The sequence below is a fragment of the Euryhalocaulis sp. genome, assembly GCF_013911995.1.
Classification (GTDB): Bacteria; Pseudomonadota; Alphaproteobacteria; order Caulobacterales; family Maricaulaceae; genus Euryhalocaulis; species Euryhalocaulis caribicus.
This window is the reverse complement of the sequence record NZ_JACESD010000024.1, coordinates 15,397-35,774: the sequence shown is the minus strand read 5'-3', so window position 1 is coordinate 35,774 and position 20,378 is coordinate 15,397. Positions and strand designations below refer to the sequence as shown.

General features: G+C 65.2%; 16 protein-coding genes and 1 pseudogene. 7 read left to right on the top strand and 10 right to left on the bottom strand.

Annotation, left to right across the window (positions count from 1 at the left end; all coding sequences use genetic code 11):
• The first annotated feature begins 10 nt into the window (after window positions 1-10).
• Window positions 11-1,828 carry a glutamine--fructose-6-phosphate transaminase (isomerizing) gene (gene glmS, locus H2040_RS08140; RefSeq protein WP_287156671.1) on the top strand — a complete coding sequence of 606 codons (1,818 nt, stop codon included), beginning with the start codon at window positions 11-13 and terminating at the stop codon, window positions 1,826-1,828.
• Window positions 1,829-1,881: 53 nt separating this feature from the next.
• Window positions 1,882-2,763: a UTP--glucose-1-phosphate uridylyltransferase GalU gene (gene galU, locus H2040_RS08135; RefSeq protein ID WP_287156669.1), complete on the top strand. Its 882-nt coding sequence runs from the start codon at window positions 1,882-1,884 to the stop codon at window positions 2,761-2,763.
• Here galU and H2040_RS08130 read toward each other — a convergent pair.
• The 4 genes from H2040_RS08130 to cysD all read right to left on the bottom strand — a co-directional run bounded on the left by H2040_RS08130 (window position 2,727) and on the right by cysD (window position 7,443).
• Entirely contained in the window at window positions 2,727-3,725 is a 999-nt protein-coding gene (locus H2040_RS08130; protein ID WP_287156668.1) for an SDR family NAD(P)-dependent oxidoreductase, read from the bottom strand. The genes galU and H2040_RS08130 overlap by 37 nt on opposite strands.
• Before the next feature lie 87 nt (window positions 3,726-3,812).
• Window positions 3,813-4,643, bottom strand: coding sequence for a 3'(2'),5'-bisphosphate nucleotidase CysQ (cysQ, locus tag H2040_RS08125; RefSeq protein ID WP_287156667.1), 831 nt, complete (start codon window positions 4,641-4,643; stop codon window positions 3,813-3,815).
• The gene (gene cysC / locus H2040_RS08120; RefSeq protein ID WP_287156666.1) at window positions 4,618-6,525 is read right to left on the bottom strand and encodes an adenylyl-sulfate kinase; all 1,908 of its coding nucleotides are present in this window, start codon (window positions 6,523-6,525) and stop codon (window positions 4,618-4,620) included. Before cysC ends, cysQ begins: the two co-directional genes overlap by 26 nt.
• Window positions 6,526-6,579: 54 nt before the next feature.
• Window positions 6,580-7,443, bottom strand: coding sequence for a sulfate adenylyltransferase subunit CysD (gene cysD, locus H2040_RS08115; RefSeq protein ID WP_422110948.1), 864 nt, complete (start codon window positions 7,441-7,443; stop codon window positions 6,580-6,582).
• 188 nt (window positions 7,444-7,631) lie between these two features.
• Between cysD and H2040_RS08110 the strand changes: the two genes are divergently transcribed.
• Complete coding sequence (locus H2040_RS08110; RefSeq protein WP_287156663.1) at window positions 7,632-8,747, top strand: AGE family epimerase/isomerase; 1,116 nt, start codon at window positions 7,632-7,634, stop codon at window positions 8,745-8,747.
• A complete protein-coding gene (locus tag H2040_RS08105; protein ID WP_287156661.1) occupies window positions 8,744-9,835 on the top strand; it encodes a mannose-1-phosphate guanylyltransferase/mannose-6-phosphate isomerase in 1,092 nt (363 codons plus the stop codon). The genes H2040_RS08110 and H2040_RS08105 overlap by 4 nt, the downstream gene beginning before the upstream one ends.
• On the opposite strand, the gene rfbD is transcribed toward H2040_RS08105, so the two are convergent.
• Together rfbD and rfbC are read right to left on the bottom strand one after the other, a co-directional pair.
• A complete protein-coding gene (gene rfbD, locus H2040_RS08100; RefSeq protein WP_287156659.1) occupies window positions 9,832-10,707 on the bottom strand; it encodes a dTDP-4-dehydrorhamnose reductase in 876 nt (291 codons plus the stop codon). The two genes, H2040_RS08105 and rfbD, sit on opposite strands and share 4 nt — an antisense overlap.
• 4 nt (window positions 10,708-10,711) lie before the next feature.
• A complete protein-coding gene (rfbC, locus tag H2040_RS08095) occupies window positions 10,712-11,275 on the bottom strand; it encodes a dTDP-4-dehydrorhamnose 3,5-epimerase (protein WP_287156658.1) in 564 nt (187 codons plus the stop codon).
• Window positions 11,276-11,430: 155 nt separating this feature from the next.
• On the opposite strand from rfbC, the gene H2040_RS08090 reads away from it, so the two are divergent.
• Both H2040_RS08090 and H2040_RS08085 read left to right on the top strand, forming a co-directional pair.
• Window positions 11,431-12,633: an NAD-dependent epimerase/dehydratase family protein gene (locus H2040_RS08090; protein WP_022698878.1), complete on the top strand. Its 1,203-nt coding sequence runs from the start codon at window positions 11,431-11,433 to the stop codon at window positions 12,631-12,633.
• Between the two features lie 21 nt (window positions 12,634-12,654).
• Complete coding sequence (locus tag H2040_RS08085) at window positions 12,655-13,638, top strand: glycosyltransferase family 2 protein (protein ID WP_287156657.1); 984 nt, start codon at window positions 12,655-12,657, stop codon at window positions 13,636-13,638.
• 68 nt (window positions 13,639-13,706) lie between these two features.
• On the opposite strand, the pseudogene H2040_RS08080 reads toward H2040_RS08085, so the two are convergent.
• Window positions 13,707-14,318 (bottom strand): annotated as a pseudogene (locus tag H2040_RS08080) (FKBP-type peptidyl-prolyl cis-trans isomerase); the annotation flags it as partial.
• A 79-nt stretch (window positions 14,319-14,397) separates the two neighbouring features.
• Window positions 14,398-14,796 (bottom strand): hypothetical protein, encoded by a 399-nt coding sequence (locus H2040_RS08075; RefSeq protein ID WP_287156654.1) that lies wholly within the window; start codon window positions 14,794-14,796, stop codon window positions 14,398-14,400.
• A gap of 85 nt (window positions 14,797-14,881) precedes the next feature.
• Here H2040_RS08075 and H2040_RS08070 point away from each other — a divergent pair, with 85 nt between their 5' ends.
• Complete coding sequence (locus H2040_RS08070) at window positions 14,882-15,523, top strand: WHG domain-containing protein (RefSeq protein ID WP_287156653.1); 642 nt, start codon at window positions 14,882-14,884, stop codon at window positions 15,521-15,523.
• 34 nt (window positions 15,524-15,557) lie between these two features.
• On the opposite strand, the gene H2040_RS08065 is transcribed toward H2040_RS08070, so the two are convergent.
• Both H2040_RS08065 and H2040_RS08060 read right to left on the bottom strand, forming a co-directional pair.
• Complete coding sequence (locus H2040_RS08065) at window positions 15,558-17,504, bottom strand: S9 family peptidase (protein ID WP_287156652.1); 1,947 nt, start codon at window positions 17,502-17,504, stop codon at window positions 15,558-15,560.
• A 41-nt stretch (window positions 17,505-17,545) separates the two neighbouring features.
• Window positions 17,546-20,377, bottom strand: a complete 2,832-nt coding sequence (locus tag H2040_RS08060) for a M16 family metallopeptidase (protein WP_287156651.1) — start codon at window positions 20,375-20,377, stop codon at window positions 17,546-17,548.
• Window position 20,378: the final 1 nt, after the last annotated feature.

Below are 20,378 nucleotides of genomic sequence, written 5' to 3'. Positions count from 1 at the left end.
GATCAGTTCAATGTGCGGAATTATCGGAATTGTCGGTGACAAGCCGGTCGCAGAGCGGCTTCTGGACGGCCTGCGGCGGCTGGAATACCGCGGTTACGATTCCGCCGGACTGGCCGTACTGGACGACGGCAAGGCCGCGCGCCGGCGCGCCGCCGGCAAGATCAAGGCGCTGGAATCCGCATTCGAGGCCGATCCCGTCGACGCCCATATCGGCATCGCCCATACGCGCTGGGCCACGCACGGCGCGCCGAATGAGACCAACGCCCATCCCCATCGCGCCGGCCGTGTCACGGTCATCCATAACGGCATCATCGAGAATTTCCGGGAGTTGAAGGACGAGCTGCACGCCAAGGGCCGCACTTTCGTCACCCAGACCGATTCCGAAGCGGTGGCCGTGCTGGTCGACCAGGCGATGGACGAGGGAATGACGCCCCGCGAAGCCGTGCAGGGCGCGCTGTCGCGGCTGGAGGGAGCCTTTGCGCTGGTCTTCCTGTTCGATGGCGAGGATGACCTTCTGATCGGCGCCCGGCGCGGCTCTCCGCTGGTCGTCGGGCTGGGCGACGGGGAAACCTATCTGGGCTCGGACGCCATGGCCGTCGGCCCGCTGACCCGCCGCGTGATCTATCTGAAAGAGGGCGACTGGGCGGTCGCCACGCGCGCCGGCGCAACCGTCTATGACGAGAACAATCAGGAAGTGACGCGCCCTGTCGCGCTGCTGGAAGCCAATCAGGCCGTGGCGGCGAAGGGCAATCACCGCCACTTCATGGAAAAGGAAATCTACGAACAGCCGGAGGTGGTGGCCCGCACCCTCTCGGCCTATGTGAACGAGGACCTGACGATCAGCCTGCGCGACGGTCTGGATTTCTCACAATATAGCCGCGTCCTTATCACGGCCTGCGGCACGGCCAGCTTCGCCGGCGAGATCGCCCGCTACTGGTTCGAGCAGGTGGCGAAGCTTCCCGTCGAGGTCGATATCGCCTCCGAGTTCCGCTACCGCGAACCGGCGCTGGACACCGGCGCGCTGGCCCTGTTCATCAGCCAGTCGGGCGAGACCGCCGATACGCTGGCCGCCCTGCGCTATTGCAAGGAGGCGGGCCTGACCACCGCGGCGCTGGTGAACGTGCCCGAATCCTCCATCGCGCGGGAGGCGGACATCGTCCTGCCCACCCTGGCGGGGCCGGAGATCGGCGTCGCCTCCACCAAGGCCTTCACCTGCCAGCTGGCCGCGCTGGCCGCGCTGGCCGTGGCGGCGGGCGCGCAGCGTGGCGCGCTGTCGAAAGACGAGGCCGCCGCCCATGCCCGTTCGCTGATGCACGCGCCGCATTTGATGAACAAGGCGCTGGAGAGCGAAACCGATATTCAGGCCATGGCGCAGGAACTCTCCCGCGCCCGGGACGTGCTGTATCTTGGCCGCGGGGTCTATTTCCCGCTGGCGCTGGAAGGCGCGCTGAAACTCAAAGAGATCAGCTATATCCATGCGGAGGGTTACGCCGCCGGCGAGCTGAAGCACGGCCCCATCGCGCTGATCGAGGACGGCACGCCGGTCATCGTCATCGCCCCGCACGACAAGCTGTTCGACAAGACCGCCTCCAACATGCAGGAGGTCGCGGCGCGCGGCGCGCGCCTGGTGCTGATCTCCGATGAAAAGGGCCTGAAGGAAGCCGCCGATCTGGAGCCTGCGGGGATCGCCGCGCCAGAGGCCGATCCCCTGATCGCGCCCATCGTTCACGCCGTCCCGGTGCAGCTACTGGCCTATCACGTGGCTGTCGAGAAAGGCACCGATGTGGACCAGCCCCGGAACCTCGCCAAGTCGGTAACGGTTGAGTAGCCCGCCCCGCGCTTTACCCTGTGCCGGACACGGCCCCCAGCAAGAGTGATAAAATGAAAAAAGTCCGCAAAGCGGTCCTGCCCGTCGCCGGTCTCGGCACGCGCGTCCTGCCCGCAACCAAGTCGATCCCGAAAGAGATGCTGCCGGTCTTCGACCGTCCTGCCATCCAGTATGTGGTGGACGAGGCGCTGGAAGCGGGAATCGAGCATCTGGTCTTCGTCACCGGCCGTAACAAGGGCGCGATCGAGGACTATTTCGACCGCGCCTATGAGCTGGAAACCACGCTCCAGAACAAGGGCAAGGACGACGTGCTGGCGGAGCTGGAAGCCTCAATCCCCGAGCCCGGCTCCATGAGCTTCGTGCGCCAGCAGGCCCCCAAGGGCCTCGGCCACGCCATCTGGTGCGCCCGCGACGTCATAGGGGACGAACCCTTCGCCATCCTGCTGCCGGACGTGCTGGTGAAGGCCGCGCCCTCCTGTCTGGCGCAGATGACCGCCGCCTACGAGCAATCGGGCGGTGGCAACGTGATCGCGGTGGAGGAAGTGGCGCGCGAGGACGTGAACAAATACGGCATCATCGACCCCGAGGGCGGGACCGAGGGCGTCATCAAGATGAAGGGCATGGTGGAAAAGCCGGACGTCGATTCCGCGCCCTCCAACCTCTCCATTACCGGCCGCTACATCCTGCAGCCGGAAATCTTTGAGCTTCTGGCGACGCAGGGGCGCGGCGCGGGCAACGAAATCCAGCTGACCGACGCAATGGCGCGGCTGATGGAGGAGCAGGCCTTCCACGCCGTGAAATATGAGGGCCGCTCATATGATTGTGGCAACAAGATCGGATACCTGACCGCCATCGCGGCCTATGCCCTGAACGATGCCGAATGGGGCGCGGAGGCCCGTCAGGCCTTGGCGGATGCGCTGGACGGCGCGTCCTGAGCGGCGCGCCATTCCTTCAGCCAGTCAACGAAACGCGCCACCCCGTCTTCCAGCGCCACCTTGTTTTCGAAGCCGTAAGCCTCGCGGATATGGGTCACATCGGCGGAGGTGGTCAGCACGTCGCCCTTGTGGCGCGGCAGGTCTTCGCGCCGCGCCGGCTTGCCGACGGCTTTTTCCAGCGCGGTCACCAGCTCCAGAACCGGACGCGCATGTGATCCGCCAATATTGAACAGGCGGTGGCGCCCGCTCTCCGGCGCATCTTCCACGACGCGGACCAGCGTATCGATGACATCGTCGATATAGGTGAAATCGCGCACCATCTCGCCCCCATTAAAAAGATGGATCGGCTCGTCCCGCATCATGGCTTCGGCGAACAGCCAGTAGGCCATGTCCGGCCGGCCCCATGGGCCATAGACGGTGAAGAAGCGCAGCCCCGTCTGGGTCAGGCCATAAAGGCTGGAATAGGCGTTGCTCATCAGCTCGCCGGACCGCTTGGTCGCGGCGTAGAGCGAAGCCGGATCGTCCACCCGGTCCTCTTCGGAGAACGGCGCGGCGTCGCGTTCGCCATAGACGGAGCTGGACGAGGCATAGACAAGGTGGCGCACGCATTCGGCCCGCCGCGCGGCCTCGATCACCGACAGATGCCCCATCATGTTGGAGCGGCCATAGGCCAGCGGATTTTCCAGCGAGTAACGAACCCCCGCCTGCGCGGCGAGGTGCAGGATCCGCTCGGGCTTCACCGCCTTGACCAGCGCCTCCGTGGCCTCCGCATCGGCCAGGTCCAGCTTTTCGAAGGAGAAGGCGTCAGAGCGGCCCAGCTCGGCCAGACGCGCCTGTTTCAGGGCCGGGTCGTAATAATCATTGATGACATCCACGCCCACGATTTCCGCGCCGCGCGCCATCAGCGCGCGGCAAGCGTGGAAGCCGATAAACCCTGCGGCGCCAGTGACGAGAATTTTCATCTTGCTGCGAGATTTCCTGTCAGGCGCGGCCCTTGCGCCGCGTGATGGATTGCCGCGCTTGGTAACCGATCCCGCTGAACCTGTCGATCAAGCGGGCGCAATCGGCGACCGCGATCCATAGGCGATGAAATGCGGATTGGCGAAATCGGAATCCAGCGCCTGCTCGCGCTTGTCATAGCTGAGCGGCTGACCGTCCACCGTGGTCACGCATCCGCCCGCGCTGACCAGCACGGCGTGACCGGCCGCGGTGTCCCATTCCATCGTGCGGCCCAGCCGCGGATAGACATCGGCCGCGCCTTCCGCCACCAGGCAGAATTTCAGGGACGACCCGGCGGAGACCGTATCCGTTACGCCCAGCGCCTTTAGAAAATCGTCCGTCTCGGGCGTCCGGTGGGACCGGCTGGCCACCGCGGTCGGCGGGCTGGCCGGCTGGCGCACGGACATGGGTTTGAGGTCATATTCTCCGGGATTGCGGCAATCGACTTCACCAGTCCTGGCGTGATCGCCACAGCCGACATAGAGCTTCTTCGTGGCCGGCGCATAGACTACCCCGATCACCGGGGTGCGGTCCCGCACCAGGCCGATATTCACCGTGAAATCGCCGCCGCCGCGAATGAATTCCTTGGTGCCGTCCAGCGGATCGACCAGGAAGAAATCCCCGTCCGTATCGGGAATGCGTCCGGCCTCGACAGACTCCTCGGCAACCACCGGACAGTCGGGCGTCAGCTTGGCCAGCTCTTTCAGGATATAGGCCTCGGCCCGCTGGTCGGCGATGGTGACCGGCGAGTCGTCGTCCTTGCGCTCGACTTCGAGGGAATTGCCCTCATAGACGTCCAGGATGATCCGCCCGGCCTCAAGCGCGATGCGCTCCAGGCCCTTGATCAGGTCGGCGTCACAGATCGAATTTGTGGCCGACATAGCCCAGAAGCTCCTCTACGCATTCCTCGACGCTGCGCTCGGCGGTGCGCAGGGTAAAATCGGCCTCGGCCGGTTCTTCATACGGCGCGGAAACGCCGGTGAAGTCCTTGATCTCGCCCGAACGCGCCTTCTTGTAGAGGCCCTTGGGATCGCGTTCCTCGCACACTTCCAGCGGGGTCGCGACATAGATCTCGTGGAAGCCCTCGCCCACCGAATCCCGCGCCCGCTGACGGTCGGAGCGATACGGGGAAATGAAGGATGAGAGCACGATCACGCCGGCGTCGGAGAACAGCGAGGCGACCTCGCCCACGCGGCGGATATTCTCCGCCCGGTCTTCCGGGGAGAAGCCCAGATTGGCGTTCAGCCCGTAGCGCACATTGTCGCCGTCCAGCACGTAGGTGGAGTAGCCGCGTTCGAACAGCGCCTTTTCCAGCGCCACGGCGATGGTGGATTTGCCCGCGCCCGAAAGCCCGGTGAACCACAGCACCCCGCCCTTGTGATGGTTGCGGCGTTCGCGCGCCGCGCGGTCCACATTGGTGGTGACCTTGTAGATATTGGTGGACTTCACCGTACTCAGCGAGCGCTGATCCGGATAGCCCTCCATGGAGATGATGCCGCCGCCGGCGATGTCGTAGCCATCGACGATCACGAAGCGCCCGGTGTTCGGATTCTCGGTGAACTCGTCCAGCGCTATCATGCGCTTGCAGCGGATGATCACCTCGCCAACCTGGTTGCGCTCGACCTGTTCGGCCTCGCGGTTGGACAGGTCCCCGGTGTCGACGATGCGCTCCACCGACTCGATCTTGGCGTTCGCCTGCAGCGTGCCGATCTTGATCTTGTAGGCTTTCTTGACGCTCAGCGGCTCGCGGCCGAGCCAGAAGATGCGCGCCCGGAAGACGTCTGTCTCCACGGGAGGATTATCCACCTGGCTCATGATCTGGCCGCGCTCGACGAAGATCTGCTCTTCCAGCGTGATGCCCACGCTCTCGCCCGCGGAGGCCGCGGTCGGGTTCTCGCGGCTGTCGGGCCAGGTCTCGATGCTCTTGATGCGTGAGGACTTGTTCAGCGGAGAGAACATCACCCGGTCGCCCACGCGCAGCTTCCCGGACTCGATGCGCCCGGCGATGATGCGGCGGTCGTCAAACTTGTAGACGTCCTGAACCGGCATTCGCAGCGGCTGATGAGACAGCGGCTCGGGCATCTTGAAGCTGTCGAACGCCTCGACAACCGTCGGACCTTCATACCAGTCCATATTGGCTTTTTCGTCGCCATCGGTGCGCATGGCGATCATGTCGCCCTCGCGCGCGGATACCGGCACAACGAAGGTCGCCTCGACCCCGACGGAGTTCAGATACTGACGGTATTCGGCCTCGATTTCATCGAACCGGGCCTGGCTGTAATCCACGCGGTCCATCTTGTTCACCGCGACCGCCACCTGACGCACGCCCATCAGGGACAGAAGATAGCCGTGGCGGCGAGACTGCTCCTGCACGCCCTCGCCCGCGTCGATGACCAGCAGCGCCGCATCGGCCTGCGCCGCGCCGGTGACCATGTTCTTCAGAAACTCGGTATGGCCCGGCGCGTCGATGATCGTGTAGTCGCGCTTTTCGGTGTGGAACCAGATCTGCGAGGTGTCGATCGTGATGCCCTGATCACGCTCGGCCTGCATGGCGTCCATCAGGAAGGCCCATTCGAAGGGCATGCCGCGCTTGCGGCACATCTCGGTGATCGCTTCCATCTTGCCGTCCGGCAGAGAGCCGGTGTCGTGGAACAGGCGGCCGACCAGCGTCGATTTGCCGTGATCCACGTGACCCACGATCACGGTGCGCAGAAGCTCGCGGTTGCGGTCCGCCTCCGCCTGGATTTTAGCGTCTTTGGGCATGGGCATGTCTTTCGTCATCGGACCCGGTGTAAATGGAGAGGGCGCGCGCCGGCGCTAGAGGTAACCGCCTTCGCGGAGACGTTCGAAAGCGTCTTCGGTCTCGTGATCCATGGCGCGGCCGGAGCGTTCGGAAACCTTGGTCGTGCGCAGTTCCTGGATGATCTCCTCGACCGTCGAGGCGTCGGAATCGACCGGGTTGGTGATGTCCTGATCGCCCAGCGAGCGGTAACGCTTGCCGTTCTTGGAGAAATACAGGGAGATCAGCGGGATCTCCTCGCGCTTGGTGTATTCCCAGATATCCAGCTCCGTCCAGTGCAGCAGCGGATGGATGCGGATATGCGTGCCTTCCGGGTAATCGGTCTTGTACTGGTCCCAGAATTCCGGCGGCTGATCGCGGAAATCCCAGTTGCCTTCCAGCCCGCGGGGCGAGAACACCCGTTCCTTGGCGCGCATGGACTGCTCGTCCCGGCGGATGCCGGCGACCAGACCGTTGAAGCCGTGCTTCTGGGTCGCCATGCGCAGGCCGGCCGTCTTGCGGGCCGCGGAGCGCGCGGCCGGGCCAAGGCCCTCGCCGTCGATGTCCTCGATCGGCGGACATTCCTCGCGAATGAAGTCCAGACCCCATTCCTCAGCGTAGCGGTCGCGGAATTCATACATTTCGGGAAATTTCTTGCCCGTATCGACGTGCATCACCGGAAACGGGATGTGACCCAGAAACGCCTTCTTGGCCAGCCAGACCATGACGTTCGAGTCTTTGCCCAGCGACCACAGCAGGGCCATCTTGTCGATGCGATTGAATGCTTCGCGGAAAATATAGACGCTTTGCGCCTCGAGCCTATCGAGCCGATCCATGACTGGCCGTCCGTTCCCTTTAGATTTGGCGTACACGCGAGCCGAAACGGGCGAAATGCTGCGCATCCCGCCCACCGGCGCGCGAACCTAGCGATACGCCGTCATAGGGGCAATCACTAACCAATCATTATTCGCAGCTACGCTGGTTCATTGATTGCATGGCGGGCGCGGTCTAGAGAAACGGCCCTGACGGGATACATCAAAGGGGGACGGCGGTGCGGAGTTCTGCCGCGGCCACACGCGCGAAGAACTGGATGATCGACAAGGCGCTTCCGCTATGGCGGGAACGCGGCGTTGATCCCGCGCGCGGCGGATTTGTCGAACGTCTCACCCTGCAAGGCGAGCCGGACTATCACGCCATCCGGCGCCTGCGCGTACAGGCCCGCCAGATCTATGTTTTCTCCCATGCTTCCATCCTTGGATGGGACAGCGGCGGCAAGACGCTGGCGGCGAACGGATTCGACTATCTGGTCGATCGCGGCTGGCGCGCCGACGGCGAACCCGGCTGGGTTCATCTGCTGACGCCCGAGGGGAAAATCGAGGATCCGCGCCGCGACGCCTATGACCATGCTTTCGTCCTTCTGGCCTGCGCCTGGGCGTACCGCGCCACCGGCGATTCGCAGATTCTGGACGTGGCTGAAGAAACCCTCGCCTATCTGGACGAGGCGATGGGCGCGAAGAATGGCGGCTGGCTGGAAGGCGCGCCGCACGCCGGTCCGCGCCGCCAGAATCCGCACATGCACGCGCTGGAAGCTTTCCTCGCCCTCTATCAGGCCACGGGCGAACAGCGCTGGCTGGACCGGGCGCTGGACGTTTTCAAGCTGTTCGAGACGCACTTCATGTGCGGCGATAGCGGCCGCCTGACCGAGTATTTCGAGGATGATTGGCGTCCCGCCAACGGCGCCCACCGCGACCGGTACGAGCCCGGCCACCACGCCGAGTGGATCTGGCTGCTGCACCGTTACGCTCAGGAAACCGGCGCCGACACCGCGGACCACGCCGCCGCGCTCTATGACTACGCCGTCAATCGCGGCATGGACCGCGACAGCGGCTTCTTCTGGGACGAAGTGACCGGAACGGGCGAAATCCGCCGCGCCAGCCGCCGCTGCTGGCCCCAGACCGAGCTTCTGAAGGCCCGGCTGGCGCGTATCGAGGCCGGCGCCAACGGCGAGGCGCGCGAGGAAGCGGAGGCGACGCTGGACGCCCTCATGGACGTCTATCTGACGCCGCAGCCCGAGGGCGGCTGGATGGACCGGTTCGACGCCAAGGGACGCCCGGCCGCCGACGCCATTCCCGCCAGCACGCTTTACCACCTGATGTGCGCGTTCGCCGAAGCCGACCGGGTTCTGAACGCGAAAGAGGATTCATGACCGACAAGACCGTCGTCACGCCGGTGATCATGTCCGGCGGGTCGGGCACGCGCCTGTGGCCGATGTCGCGGCAGGCCCGGCCCAAACAGCTGCGCGCCCTGATGAGCGATCACACGCTGCTGCAGGAAACCGCCCTGCGCGCTTCCGGCGAGACGGGCGATGTGACGTTCGGCGACCCGATCATCATCTGCAACGCCGCCCATCGCGAGGAAATCGCCACGCAGATGGACGCTGTCGGGATCACCCCGGCCGCCATCGTGCTGGAGCCGGTGGGCCGCAACACCGCGCCCTGCGCCGCCGCGGCCGCCGCCCTGATGGCGGAAACCGGCGAGGACGGCCTGATGCTGCTGCTGCCCGCCGACCATCATATCCGCGACGCGGAAGGCTTCCGCGCCGCCGTGGCGCGCGCGGCCGGCGCGGCGCGGGACGGCGCGCTGGTCACGTTCGGCATCCGCCCGGACGGGCCGGAGACCGGCTATGGCTATATCCGCCGCGGCGAAAAATCCGGCGCGGCCTATTCCGTCGACCAGTTTGTCGAGAAACCGGACCGGAAAACCGCCGAACGCTATCTGGAAGAAGGCCTGTATTCCTGGAACGCCGGCATCTTCCTGTTCCGCGCCGACCGTCTGGCCGAGGAAATGCGCGGCCAGTGCCCGGAGATTCTGGACGCCGCAGCCGCCGCGCTGAAGGCCGCCCTGCGTTCCGACGGCGTGATCGCGCTGGACCCGGCCATCTTCGCCGACTGCCCGTCCGACTCCATCGACTATGCGGTCATGGAAAAGACCAGCCGCGCGGCCGTCCTTCCCATGGATATCGGCTGGAGCGATATCGGCTCCTGGTCGGCGCTGTGGGAGCTGGCGGAAAAGGACGAAGCCGGTCTCGCCGCCCATTCGGACCGCGTGATCGCCATTGGCGCCAGGAACAGCTATGTGCGCAGCGACGGTCCGCTGGTCGCCGCGCTTGGCGTGGAGGATCTTATCGTTGTGGCCTCCGGCGACGCCGTATTGGTCGCCCGCCGCGACGCGGTTCAGGACGTGAAGAAAGTGGTCGAGGAATTGAAAACCCGCAACCGGGACGATCTGGTCTAGCCCGGCTTCACCGACGCTACGCAGCGCGCAATCGAGTCCCGCCAACTTGGCAAGGTGATGCCGGCGGTCTCTTCCAGTTTTGAGCAATCCAGCCGCGAATCCGCCGGCCGCGGCGCCGGCGCGCCCCAGGCCTCGGTGGTGGTCGGCGAAACCGACGCTTCATGGCCCAGGCGGCGCACCTCGTCCGCAATCGCCTCGCCCACTTCGAACCAGCTCGCATCCCCGGCGCCCGCCGCGTGATACAGGCCCGGCTCCGCCGCGCCCTCCAGACGCGCCTCGGCCAGTTTGAAGATTGCCGCGGCGAGATCCGGCGCGAAGGTCGGATTCAGCGTCTGGTCCGCGACGACGTTCGCCTCGCCCGCCTCGATCAGGCGGCCGGCGACGGCGCGCACGAAATTGCGGCCCTCATCGTCAAACACGCCCGACGTGCGGACGATCACCGCTTCGGGGTGCGCCGCGGCGACGGCGGTCTCGCCCGCATATTTGGATTTTCCATAGACCCCCGCCGGATGCGGCGCGTCCTCTTCGGTATAGGGCCGGCGCAGCTGGCCATCGAACACATAATCCGTGGAAACATGGACGAAGGCCGCCCCGGCCTTCTCCACCGCATCGGCCGCGGCCGCCGCGCCTGTTTCGTTCACCGCGAACGCCGCGTCCGGCTCCTCTTCCGCCTTGTCGACGGCGGTGTAGGCGGCGGCGTTGATCACCAGCGCCGGCGCGATCTTGGCGATGGCGTCGCGCACGCTGCGCGGATCGGTCAGGTCCAGCACCGGACGCCCCAGCGCCGTTACCTCAAACCCGCTCTCGCAGCTCTGCAGCGCCCGCGCCAGCTGGCCGGAGCTTCCAAGGATGAGCGCCAGTCTCCGAGCCATGACCCTAAGCGAAGTCCCGCGGCAGGGCGTCCAGCTTCGGCCACTGGGTGTCGCGCTCCGACTGCACCGGCGTTTCCAGCCAGTCCGGCCAGTCGAACCCGATCACCGGATCGTCCCAGGCGATGCCGCGCTCATGTTCGGGCGAATAGAAATCCGTCGCCTTGTAGAGAAGGGTCGTGTTGTCCTCGAGGGTGAGAAAGGCGTGTGCGAACTGTTCGGGCAGGAACAACGCCTCGCGTGATTCGGCGCGCAGCTCATAGGACGCGCTCTGCCCGAAGGTCGGCGAATCGGGGCGCAGATCGACCGCGACATCCAGCACCGCTCCGGACACCACCCAGATCATCTTGCCCTGCGCCATCGGCGGCGCCTGATAGTGAAACCCGCGCAGCGTCCCGCGATTATTGGAAACCGACCAGTTATCCTGAACGAAACGGGCGGGCAGCCCCGCCTCTTCCATCCGACGTTCGGAGAACAGCTCGGAAAACCATCCGCGCGAATCTTCAAAAGCCGGCGGCTTGAGCTTCATGAATCCGGGCAAAGCGAGTTCGGTGGCGAATTCTGCGCTCATAATAGTCCTTCTGGGCGGGAATAAGCTGCTATAAATGCGGGAATTAAGGCTGTCACCGGCTCTGCGGGCTTGTCACCCTTCTATCACACCGCCTAAAGAGGCCCGCAACGCATGGCGTGAGCCAAAGTTCTGGGAAATACAGCGGATAGACGCACATGAAAGTGATCGTACTCGGTGGCGACGGCTTCTGCGGCTGGCCGACCGCGCTGCACCTCTCCAACGCGGGACACGACGTGATCATCGTCGACAATCTGTCCCGCCGGAAAATCGACGTGGAGCTGGAGGTCGAGTCCCTCACCCCCATCCGCCCGATGAGCGAGCGCCTGACGGCGTGGAAGGAAGCCACCGGCAAGGATATCCGCTTCGAGAATTTCGACATCGGCCAGGATTATGACCGTCTGGTCCGCCTGATCGAGGATGAACAGCCCGACAGCATCGTTCACTTCGCCGAGCAGCGCGCAGCGCCCTATTCCATGAAGAGCGCGCGTCACAAGCGTTACACCGTGGACAACAACCTGAACGCCACCAACGACGTTCTGGCCGCCATCGTGGACGCCGAAAAGGACATCCACCTCGTCCATCTCGGCACGATGGGCGTCTATGGCTACGGCACGGCCGGGATGAAGATCCCGGAAGGCTATCTGAAGGTGAAGCTGGATACGCCCGAGGGCGAAGTGGAGAAGGAAATTCTCTACCCGGCCAATCCGGGGTCGATCTATCACATGACCAAGACCCAGGATCAGCTCTTCTTCTATTTCTACAACAAGAATGACGGCGTGAAGATCACCGACCTTCACCAGGGCATTGTCTGGGGAACACAGACAGAGGAGACCCGCAAGGACGAGCGCCTGATCAACCGTTTCGATTATGACGGCGATTACGGCACCGTGCTGAACCGCTTCCTGATGCAGGCCGCCGTCGATTACCCGATGACCGTGCACGGCACGGGCGGCCAGACCCGCGCCTTCATACATATTCAGGACACGGTGCGCTGCATCCAGCTGGCGGTGGAAAACCCGCCCCAGTCCGGCGAGCGCGTGCGCATCCTCAACCAGATGACCGAGACGCACCGCGTCCGCGATCTGGCGAAGATGATTTCCGACATGACCGGCGCGGAAGTGGCCCAGGTCTCCAACCCCCGAAACGAGGCGGACGAGAACGACCTGCATGTGGAGAACGACACCTTCCTGTCCATGGGCCTGAAGCCCATCACCCTGGCCGAAGGCCTGATGGAGGAAGTGACGGAGATCGCGAAAAAATACGCCGGCCGCGCGGACAAGAGCAAAATCCCGTGCACCTCGGTCTGGAATTCCGGCAAGGAAGCCGGTGCGCCCAAGCCCAAACTCGTCGCCGGCTAATCTGAAGGCGGGCCGGATATCATGCCGGCGGTCAGCGTCATCATCGTTGCCTATCAGAGCGCGGACTGCCTGCCGCGCTGCCTGAACGCGCTGGCGCACCAGAGCTTCCGCGATTTCGAGATCATCCTGATCGACAACGCCTCGCCCGATGGCGGGCCGGACGAGTCTGCGCTTCCCGACAACGCGCGCCTGATCCGCAACGCCGAAAACCGGGGCTTCGCCGCCGCCAATAATCAGGGCGCTGCGGAAGCCAAAGGGCGCTGGATCGCGCTTCTCAACCCGGACGCCTTCGCGCGGCCCTCATGGCTGGCCGAACTGGTCGGCGCGGCGGAGCGCCATCCCGATTACCGCATGATCGGCTCTCTGCAACTGATGGACGAGGACGATGACGTTCTGGATGGCGCGGGCGATGTCTATCACGCCTCGGGTCTGGCCTGGCGCGGCGGGCATGGCGACCCGGCCGGCATCGCGCCGATCCGCGATGCGGAAATCTTCGGCCCCTGCGCCGCCGCCGCCCTCTATGACCGGGAGATGTTTCTGGCCGCAGGCGGCTTCGACGAACGCTATTTCTGCTATTTCGAGGACGTGGACTTGGCCCTGCGCCTCAACCTGAAGGGGGAGCGCGCGCTGATCGCGCCCAGGGCCGTGGTGCGCCATGTCGGCTCGGCCAGTTCGGGCGGGCGGCGGTCGGACTTCGCCGTCTATCACGGCTTCCGCAACCGCCTCTGGACCTTCATCAAGTGCACGCCCGCACTCGTTCTGCCGCTGGCCGTTCCATGGCATCTGGCGGCGACGCTGGCGCTGTTGGCGATCCACACGGCGCGCGGCGGCGGCAAGCCGGCGTTCCGGGGCCTGTGGGACGGGCTGCGCGGCGCTGGTGAGTTCTGGCACGCGCGAAAAAGCGCCCTCCCGGCGGAGGACGCTTTCCGCGCCTATGGGCGCGCCGTTTCGTTCAGCCTGACCGCGCCGCTATTTCGCGGCATCCACGAGAAGCCGCTGGACTAGAGCGTCTCCGCGCAATTGTAGTCCGGATCGGGTTGTCCCTGATCGTTCCTCGGCACGTCGTCGCCGTTAAGAACGCCCAGAAGCTCCATGTCGAAGACCAGCGCCGCGTTCGGCGGAATGACCCCGCCCGCGCCTTCCGGGCCGTAGGCCAGTTCCGGATGGGCGTAGAGTTTCCAGCGGTCGCCCGGCTTCATCATGGACAGCGCCTCGATCCAGGCCGGGATAAAGCCCGCCGCCGGATAGGCCAGCGGTTTGCGTCCGCCCTCGCGGGAGGAATCGAACACCGTCCCGTCCACCAGTTCGCCGGTATAATGCGCGCAAACCCAGTCGAACGGGCTGGGCGACTCGCCGTCTTCCGGCCCGGCTTCCAGAACCTCGTACTGCAATCCGGATTCGGTGACCTGAACCTCATCGCGCTCCGCGTTCTCCGCCAGCCACGCCTCGGCCTCTTGCAGATTCTCGTCCGCTTCGGTCTCGCCCTGTTCCGGGGCCAGATCCACCGGCCCGGCGTCCGCCTCCCCGCCATCGGCTTCTGGAGTATCACTCCCGGCGTCAGCCATTTCGGTTTCGGCCGGGGCTACGTCTTGCGCGGCGGCGTCGGTGTCGGCGTCCTGCTGGCCGCAGGCCGCGGTGAGAAGCGCCGCCACGGCGGCGGCGGAAAGAGACAGTGCAATACGCATCGGCGGGCTCCAGTCGGAAATGCAAAAGGGCGGGCACGTTACCGCACCCGCCCGTCCGCTTCGAGAGGCTTGAAGCCGATTATCTGTAGACAAAGGCCAGCGCGATGGCGGCCAGAATGAAGGGCGTCCCGCTGATCACGCCCGACAGGATCGTCGGCCCGGGCGGCAGCGACGACCAGCCCGATACAATCGCGTAATGGCCAATCGCCAGCACCCAGAGAAACAGGCCGTAGAGAAGACCGCTCATCCACCAGCCATCGGTCACGGCCACGCGCGGATACAGCCAGGCCGCCGCCAGCGACAGGATCACGAACCCCGCGATCATGGCCGGGAACCCCGCCGCAGCGGTTTCCGCTGATCGCATCAATGGACCGAACCGGTCCTTGAACACCGGCGTCAGCACCAGATTGGCCAGCGCCCCGCTGGCCAAAAACGAAACGATGAAAAAGGCCCCCGCGCCCAGAACGAATTTCAGCATTATGCACTCCCCATTTCCGACAAAGCTCTGTTAGACAGTGTCTATCTGGATTTAATTAGACACTGTCTATTTGGTCAAACGAAAAATGCCCGACGCCCGCAAACCCGGACAGAAATACGAAGACGGCGATTTGCGCGCCGCCTTGCTGGAGGCGACGGAAACGCTGGTCGGAAAGCACGGCCCCAACGCCGTATCGCTGCGCGAAGTGGCGCGAATGGCGGGGGTCAGCCACGGCGCGCCCGCCTACCATTTCGGCGACAAGCGCGGCCTGTTCGCCGCCTTCGCCTCGGACGGCTGGGCGCGCATGGGCGCGACCATACTGGAGGAGCTGGAGCGCCGTTCGCCCGAAAACGCCGCCGCCATGCTGGCCGCCATTGGCGACGCCTATATTGATTTCGCGCTGCGCAATCCGGGCCGGTTCGACGTGATGTTCCGGCGCGACTTGTTCGACCTTGAAAACCCCGCCTATGTGGCCGAAGGCGACGCCGCGTGGTCGCTGCTGGACGAGACAATCCAGCGCGCCGTGGAGGAAGGCCGGGCGGAGGCGGCCGAGGCCGATGACCTCGCCTTCATGGCCTGGTCGATGGTTCATGGCTTCGCCGCGCTTTGGAATTCGGGCCGGGTTGCCTCCCGCAAGGAAAAGCTGGACCCGCGCGCGCTGGCAAAGCGCATGAACGCCATGTTCGTGCGGGAGGTGATGACGAAGAAAAAAGGCCGGAGCGGATAGCCCCGGCCTTTCCCCTCTCTGTCTCCGGGACGCACTATTGCGCGTTCAGCACCTTGTCCAGGAACAGCGTTTCCGCCTCCGACTGGTAGTCGCGGTTGGACTTCTTGCGGAAGCCGTGCCCCTCGTCCATGGCCAGCAAATACCAGGCTTCCACGCCGTTCTCGCGCGCAGCCTCCAGCATCTGCTCGGCCTCGCTGGCCGGCACGCGCGGGTCGTTGGCGCCCTGGATGATGAACAGCGGCACGCGGATCTTGTCCGCCTGGTTCAGCGGCGCGATCTCTTCCAGATAGGCCCGCATTTCCGGATCACGCTCATCGCCATACTCGGCGCGGCGCAGGTCGCGGCGATAGCCTTTCGTGTTCTCGAGGAAGGTCACGAAATTGGAGATGCCGACGATATCCACCGCTCCGGCCAGCCGGTCGGAATAATCCACCGCCGAGGCCAGAACCATATAGCCGCCATAGGAGCCGCCATAGACGACCACGCGGTCGCTATCGAACGCCGCCCGGCCGCCGATCCAGTCCAGCAGCGCGCCGATATCCTTCACCGAATCCTTGCGCAACATGGCGTTGTCCAGCCGCACATAGTCCTTGCCGTAGCCGGAGGACCCGCGGACGTTCGGCGCGATCACCGCCGCGCCCAGCTCGTTCACCCAGTACTGGAAGGTGGAGGAGAAGCCGGGGCGGTACTGCCCTTCCGGCCCGCCATGAATATAGACGATCACCGGGTGCGGTCCTTCGCCCGCCGGCTCATAGACCCAGGCCGGGATTTCGCGCCCGTCGAAGCTTTCGAACTTCACCAGCTCCGGCTCCACGAAACTGTCGGCGTCCAGACCGCCCAGCTCGCTGTCCGTCCAGCGGGTCAGCGCGCCGCTCCCCATGTCCAGAACCCAGACATCGCCCGACGAGGTCGCCGAGGAGAAGCTGAAGCCCAGCCGGTCGCCGTCATCGTCGAAATCGACCGAGGAGATCAGCCCAGCCGGCAGGTCCGGCCCGTTGCGGCTCTCGCCGGTCTCCAGGTCCAGGAAGTACAGCGTCTCCGTGCCGCCCTCGTTCAGCGTATAGGCGACCGTCCGGTTATCCGGCGACAGGACGATATTCTCCACATCCCACTCGATATCGGGCGTCAGCACCTCGATCTCGTCGGTCGCCGGGTCCACCGCCACGATGCGCTGGAACTGGCTGTCCTCGTCGCTGACGCTCAGAACGCGGCCATCGGGCAGGAACTCCCCGCCGCCCCAGGCGACCTCCACCTCGGGCCGGATCTCGTCCAGCTCGCCCGTCTGCGGGTCCAGCGTGTAGAGGTGTGAGCGATTGATCGACTCATATTTGCCGATCAGCAGCGTCTCGCCGTCCGCGGCAAAATCCAGCGGATACATCGCGCCATCGCCTTCCAGCACGACCTCGCGCGAATCCGGGTTTTCCGGATTGGCCATCAGGATATCCCAGTCCGGCTCGGCCGCGGTGGAGCGGAACCACGCCACCCGCGCGCCGTCATCGGACCACAGATAGGAGCCGTTGCGCGTGCCCTCTTCGGTGAAATTCACCGTCTCGCCGCTCGCCAGGTCATACAGCCAGCCCTGATAGAATTCGTCGCCGCCCGTGTCCTTGGAGAAGATGAAGGCGTCGCGCGATCCCTCGCGGATGGAGGCGCCGCCCACCGGCTCGTCATAAAAGGTCAGCTGTTTGCGGGCGCCCATCGGGGCGTCCACCTTGTGGATCTGCGCCACCTCGCCGAACCGCGTGGCGATCAGAACGCCGCCATCGGCGGTGAAGCCGTTGAACCCGGCGCTGCGGGCGTTCTCATAGAGCTGACGGCGGTCCTTCACCGATTGCGGGATCTCCGGGATCCCCTCGATCACCAGATTTCCGCGTTCGATGCGCTCCGGCGCGGCGTCTGCCGCCCCTTCGTCCTGCGCCAGCGCAGGGCCGGCCAGCAGGCCCAGGGCGGACGCCGCCCCGATCAGAATGGTCCGTTTCATGTCTTTCTACTCCCCAGTTGTCAGACAGTTATGCCGATCCGTCAGCTCGCCTCCGGCGGCAGGATCTGCACGCGATATTCGTTGGCGGAATCGAATTGTTCCGCGGCCAGAGACTTCAACGTCTCCAGCGTCACGTCCTCGTAATCGGCGCGCTGCGTGCGGTGGCGCATCAGCGCCTGATCGTCGGTCTGCGCCTCGCTGACCACGCCGATCCAGTAGCCGTTCTGCTCCTGGTTCTCCTCGATATTCTCCAGCAGCGGCCGTCGCGCCCGGTCCAGCTCGTCCCCGGTGAACCGGCCCTCGCGCATGTCGGCGGCCAGCTCTTCGGTGATTTCGAAAAACGGGTCCACGTCTTCCGGCTTCAGGTCCAGCATCACCCGGAAATAGCCATAGCCCGGATAGGTGCGGTAGCCGGTATAATAGGCGTTGGGCGAATAGGTCGCCGCCTCCTGCTCGCGCACCCGCTCGGTCAGCTTCAGCTGGAAGATCTCCGCCAGCAGCGACATGTGGCGCGCCCGCCGGGCCTCCTGCCCGTCCGGCGCGGGCCAATAGACCAGCGCCAGCGCCCGGTCCGCCTCGCCCTCGTGCCGCACGGTCGCCGTCTCACCCGTCTCCGGGAATTCGACGGTCCGCACATCCTCGAAATCGCTGCGCGCCGCCGCGCGCTCCGGGATCGCGCCCAGCGTCCGCGCGACCAGCGCCACGGCCTCCTTCTCGGTAATGTCGCCGACAATGCCGATTTCCAGCGCCGCGTTCTGGCGCGCCGGTTCGATGAAGGCGCGGGAATCGTCCAGCGACCAGGTCTCGACCTCTTCCTCGCCGGGGAAGCCGAAGCGCGTGTCGCCCGAATGGATCATCTGGGTGACGTCGCGGTTCATCACGCCCTGCGGGGTGGAGCCCAGCGTTTGATAGAAGATGCGGTAGAGCTGCTGGAACTGGGCCAGCGATTCCGGGCGATAGGCCGGATCGGTCATATAGGCCGCCCACAGCTCCAGCTGCGCCTCCAGATCGCCCGGCGTGGTCCGCGCGCTGGCCTGGAACGCGTCGGACGTCGCCCCGAAGCTCAGGCCCACCGACTTGCCGGCCATCAGGCGCTGAATCTCGTCAAACGAATGTTCGCCCAGACCGCCCTGCGCATAGGCGTTGGAGAACAGGAAGCGTTGCCCGCCCTCGCCCTGCGGGGTTTCCAGCGCGCCGCCGCCAAACCGCATGCGCACGCGCACCACGTCGTCCTCGAAATCGGTCTGCTTGAAATTCAGCATCACGTTGTTTGCGAAACGGATGCGGGTGATTTCCGGGTCTTCCACCACCTCGCGGGAGATCACCTCCCCCACTTCCCCGAAATCCTGATAGGCGAACTCGGCCGCGGCATCATCCTCGCGCGGCTCGACCTCCTGCGACGCGGCGGCCCGGTAGGCGTCCAGAATTTCCGCCTCCGGCTCCTCCAGCGTCTGGCTGGTGGAAAGATACAGCAGCGGCGTTTCGCCTTCCCACTGCTCGCGGAACGCCGTCTCGACGGCCTCAAGGCTCAGCGCATCGGCGTTGGCCTCGAAAATCTCATAGGCGTCGCGCGGATGCACGAACACGTCATCGCCGGAGAACGAGCCGACCAGAGAATTGGCCAGGTTCACGCTCTGCCGCGTATCGGCCTGCTCGGCGGCGTTGCGATAGGCGGTGCGCATATTGGCGATCTGCTCGTCCAGCTCCGCCTGGCTGAAGCCGAACTCCTGCGCCCGGCGCAGCTCGTTCTCGATCACGCCCAGCGCGTCGGCCCATTTCTCCGGCTCCGTGACCGCCGAAACGCTGGCGATGCTGGCGGTCTCCAGGAAATCGCCCTGTCCGGCGCTGGCGCTCAGGAACGGCGCGTCTTCCTGCCGGGAAATCGTCGCGAAGCGGCGGGACAGGATGGCGTTGCCCAGCCCCCGCCGCGTCTGCTCTATCCGGTTTTCCAGCGTGTCGGCCTTGGCCTCATACGGGTCCAGCACATTGATCGCGATGCTGGTGGGGATGCCTTCCTCCTGGAAATATCCCGCCGAAAGCGCGCGGTCGCTTACCCCGCCCAGATCCGGCTCCGGCCCTTCCGCGCCTTCAACGGTCCAGTCGCCGAACGCCTCGCGGATGCGCCCTTCAATCTCCGCGGCGTCGAAATCCCCGACGGCGACGAAGAAGGCCCGCTCGGGCCGGTAATATTTGCGGTAGAGATCGGCAAACCGCTCGCGCTGCGCGTTCGACAGAACCTCCTCGGTCCCGATGGGGAAGCGGCTGGCGGCCAGCGCGTCCGGGAACAGGAAATCGTAGCGCGCCTCGGCGTTGCGGAAGCTCGGCGTGTTCCGCACCCGCTTTTCGGACAGCACGACGCCCCGCTCATTGTCGATGGCGGACTCCGTCATCGTCAGGTCGTCCAGCTCCGACATCAGGAAGAAGGCGGTGTCCAGCGTTTCCTCGTCCGTTTCCGGCAGGTCCAGCTGGTAAACCGTCTCGTCGAACGAGGTATAGGCGTTGGTGTCCGGCCCGAAGGCGAGGCCCGTCCGCTCCAGGATTTTCACCATGTCGCCCTCGGGCACGTTTTCCGAGCCATTGAAGGCCATGTGTTCGATGAAGTGCGCCAGCCCGCGCTGGTCGTCGGCCTCCATCAGCGCGCCCATATCGATCCGCATGCGCAGGGCCGCGGTATTGGTCGGCGTATCGTTTTCCAGAATGGCGTAGCGCAGCCCGTTTTCCAGTTCGCCATAGACGACGTTCTCGTCGACCGGCAGATCGCTGGCCTGGTGCGGGAAGTCCGGTTGTTCGGCCTCATCGGTTTGCGCGGCGGGGGCGGCGGTCGCGGTCAGGCTCATGGCGAGCGCGCTGACCCAGATCGAAGACGCTTTCATT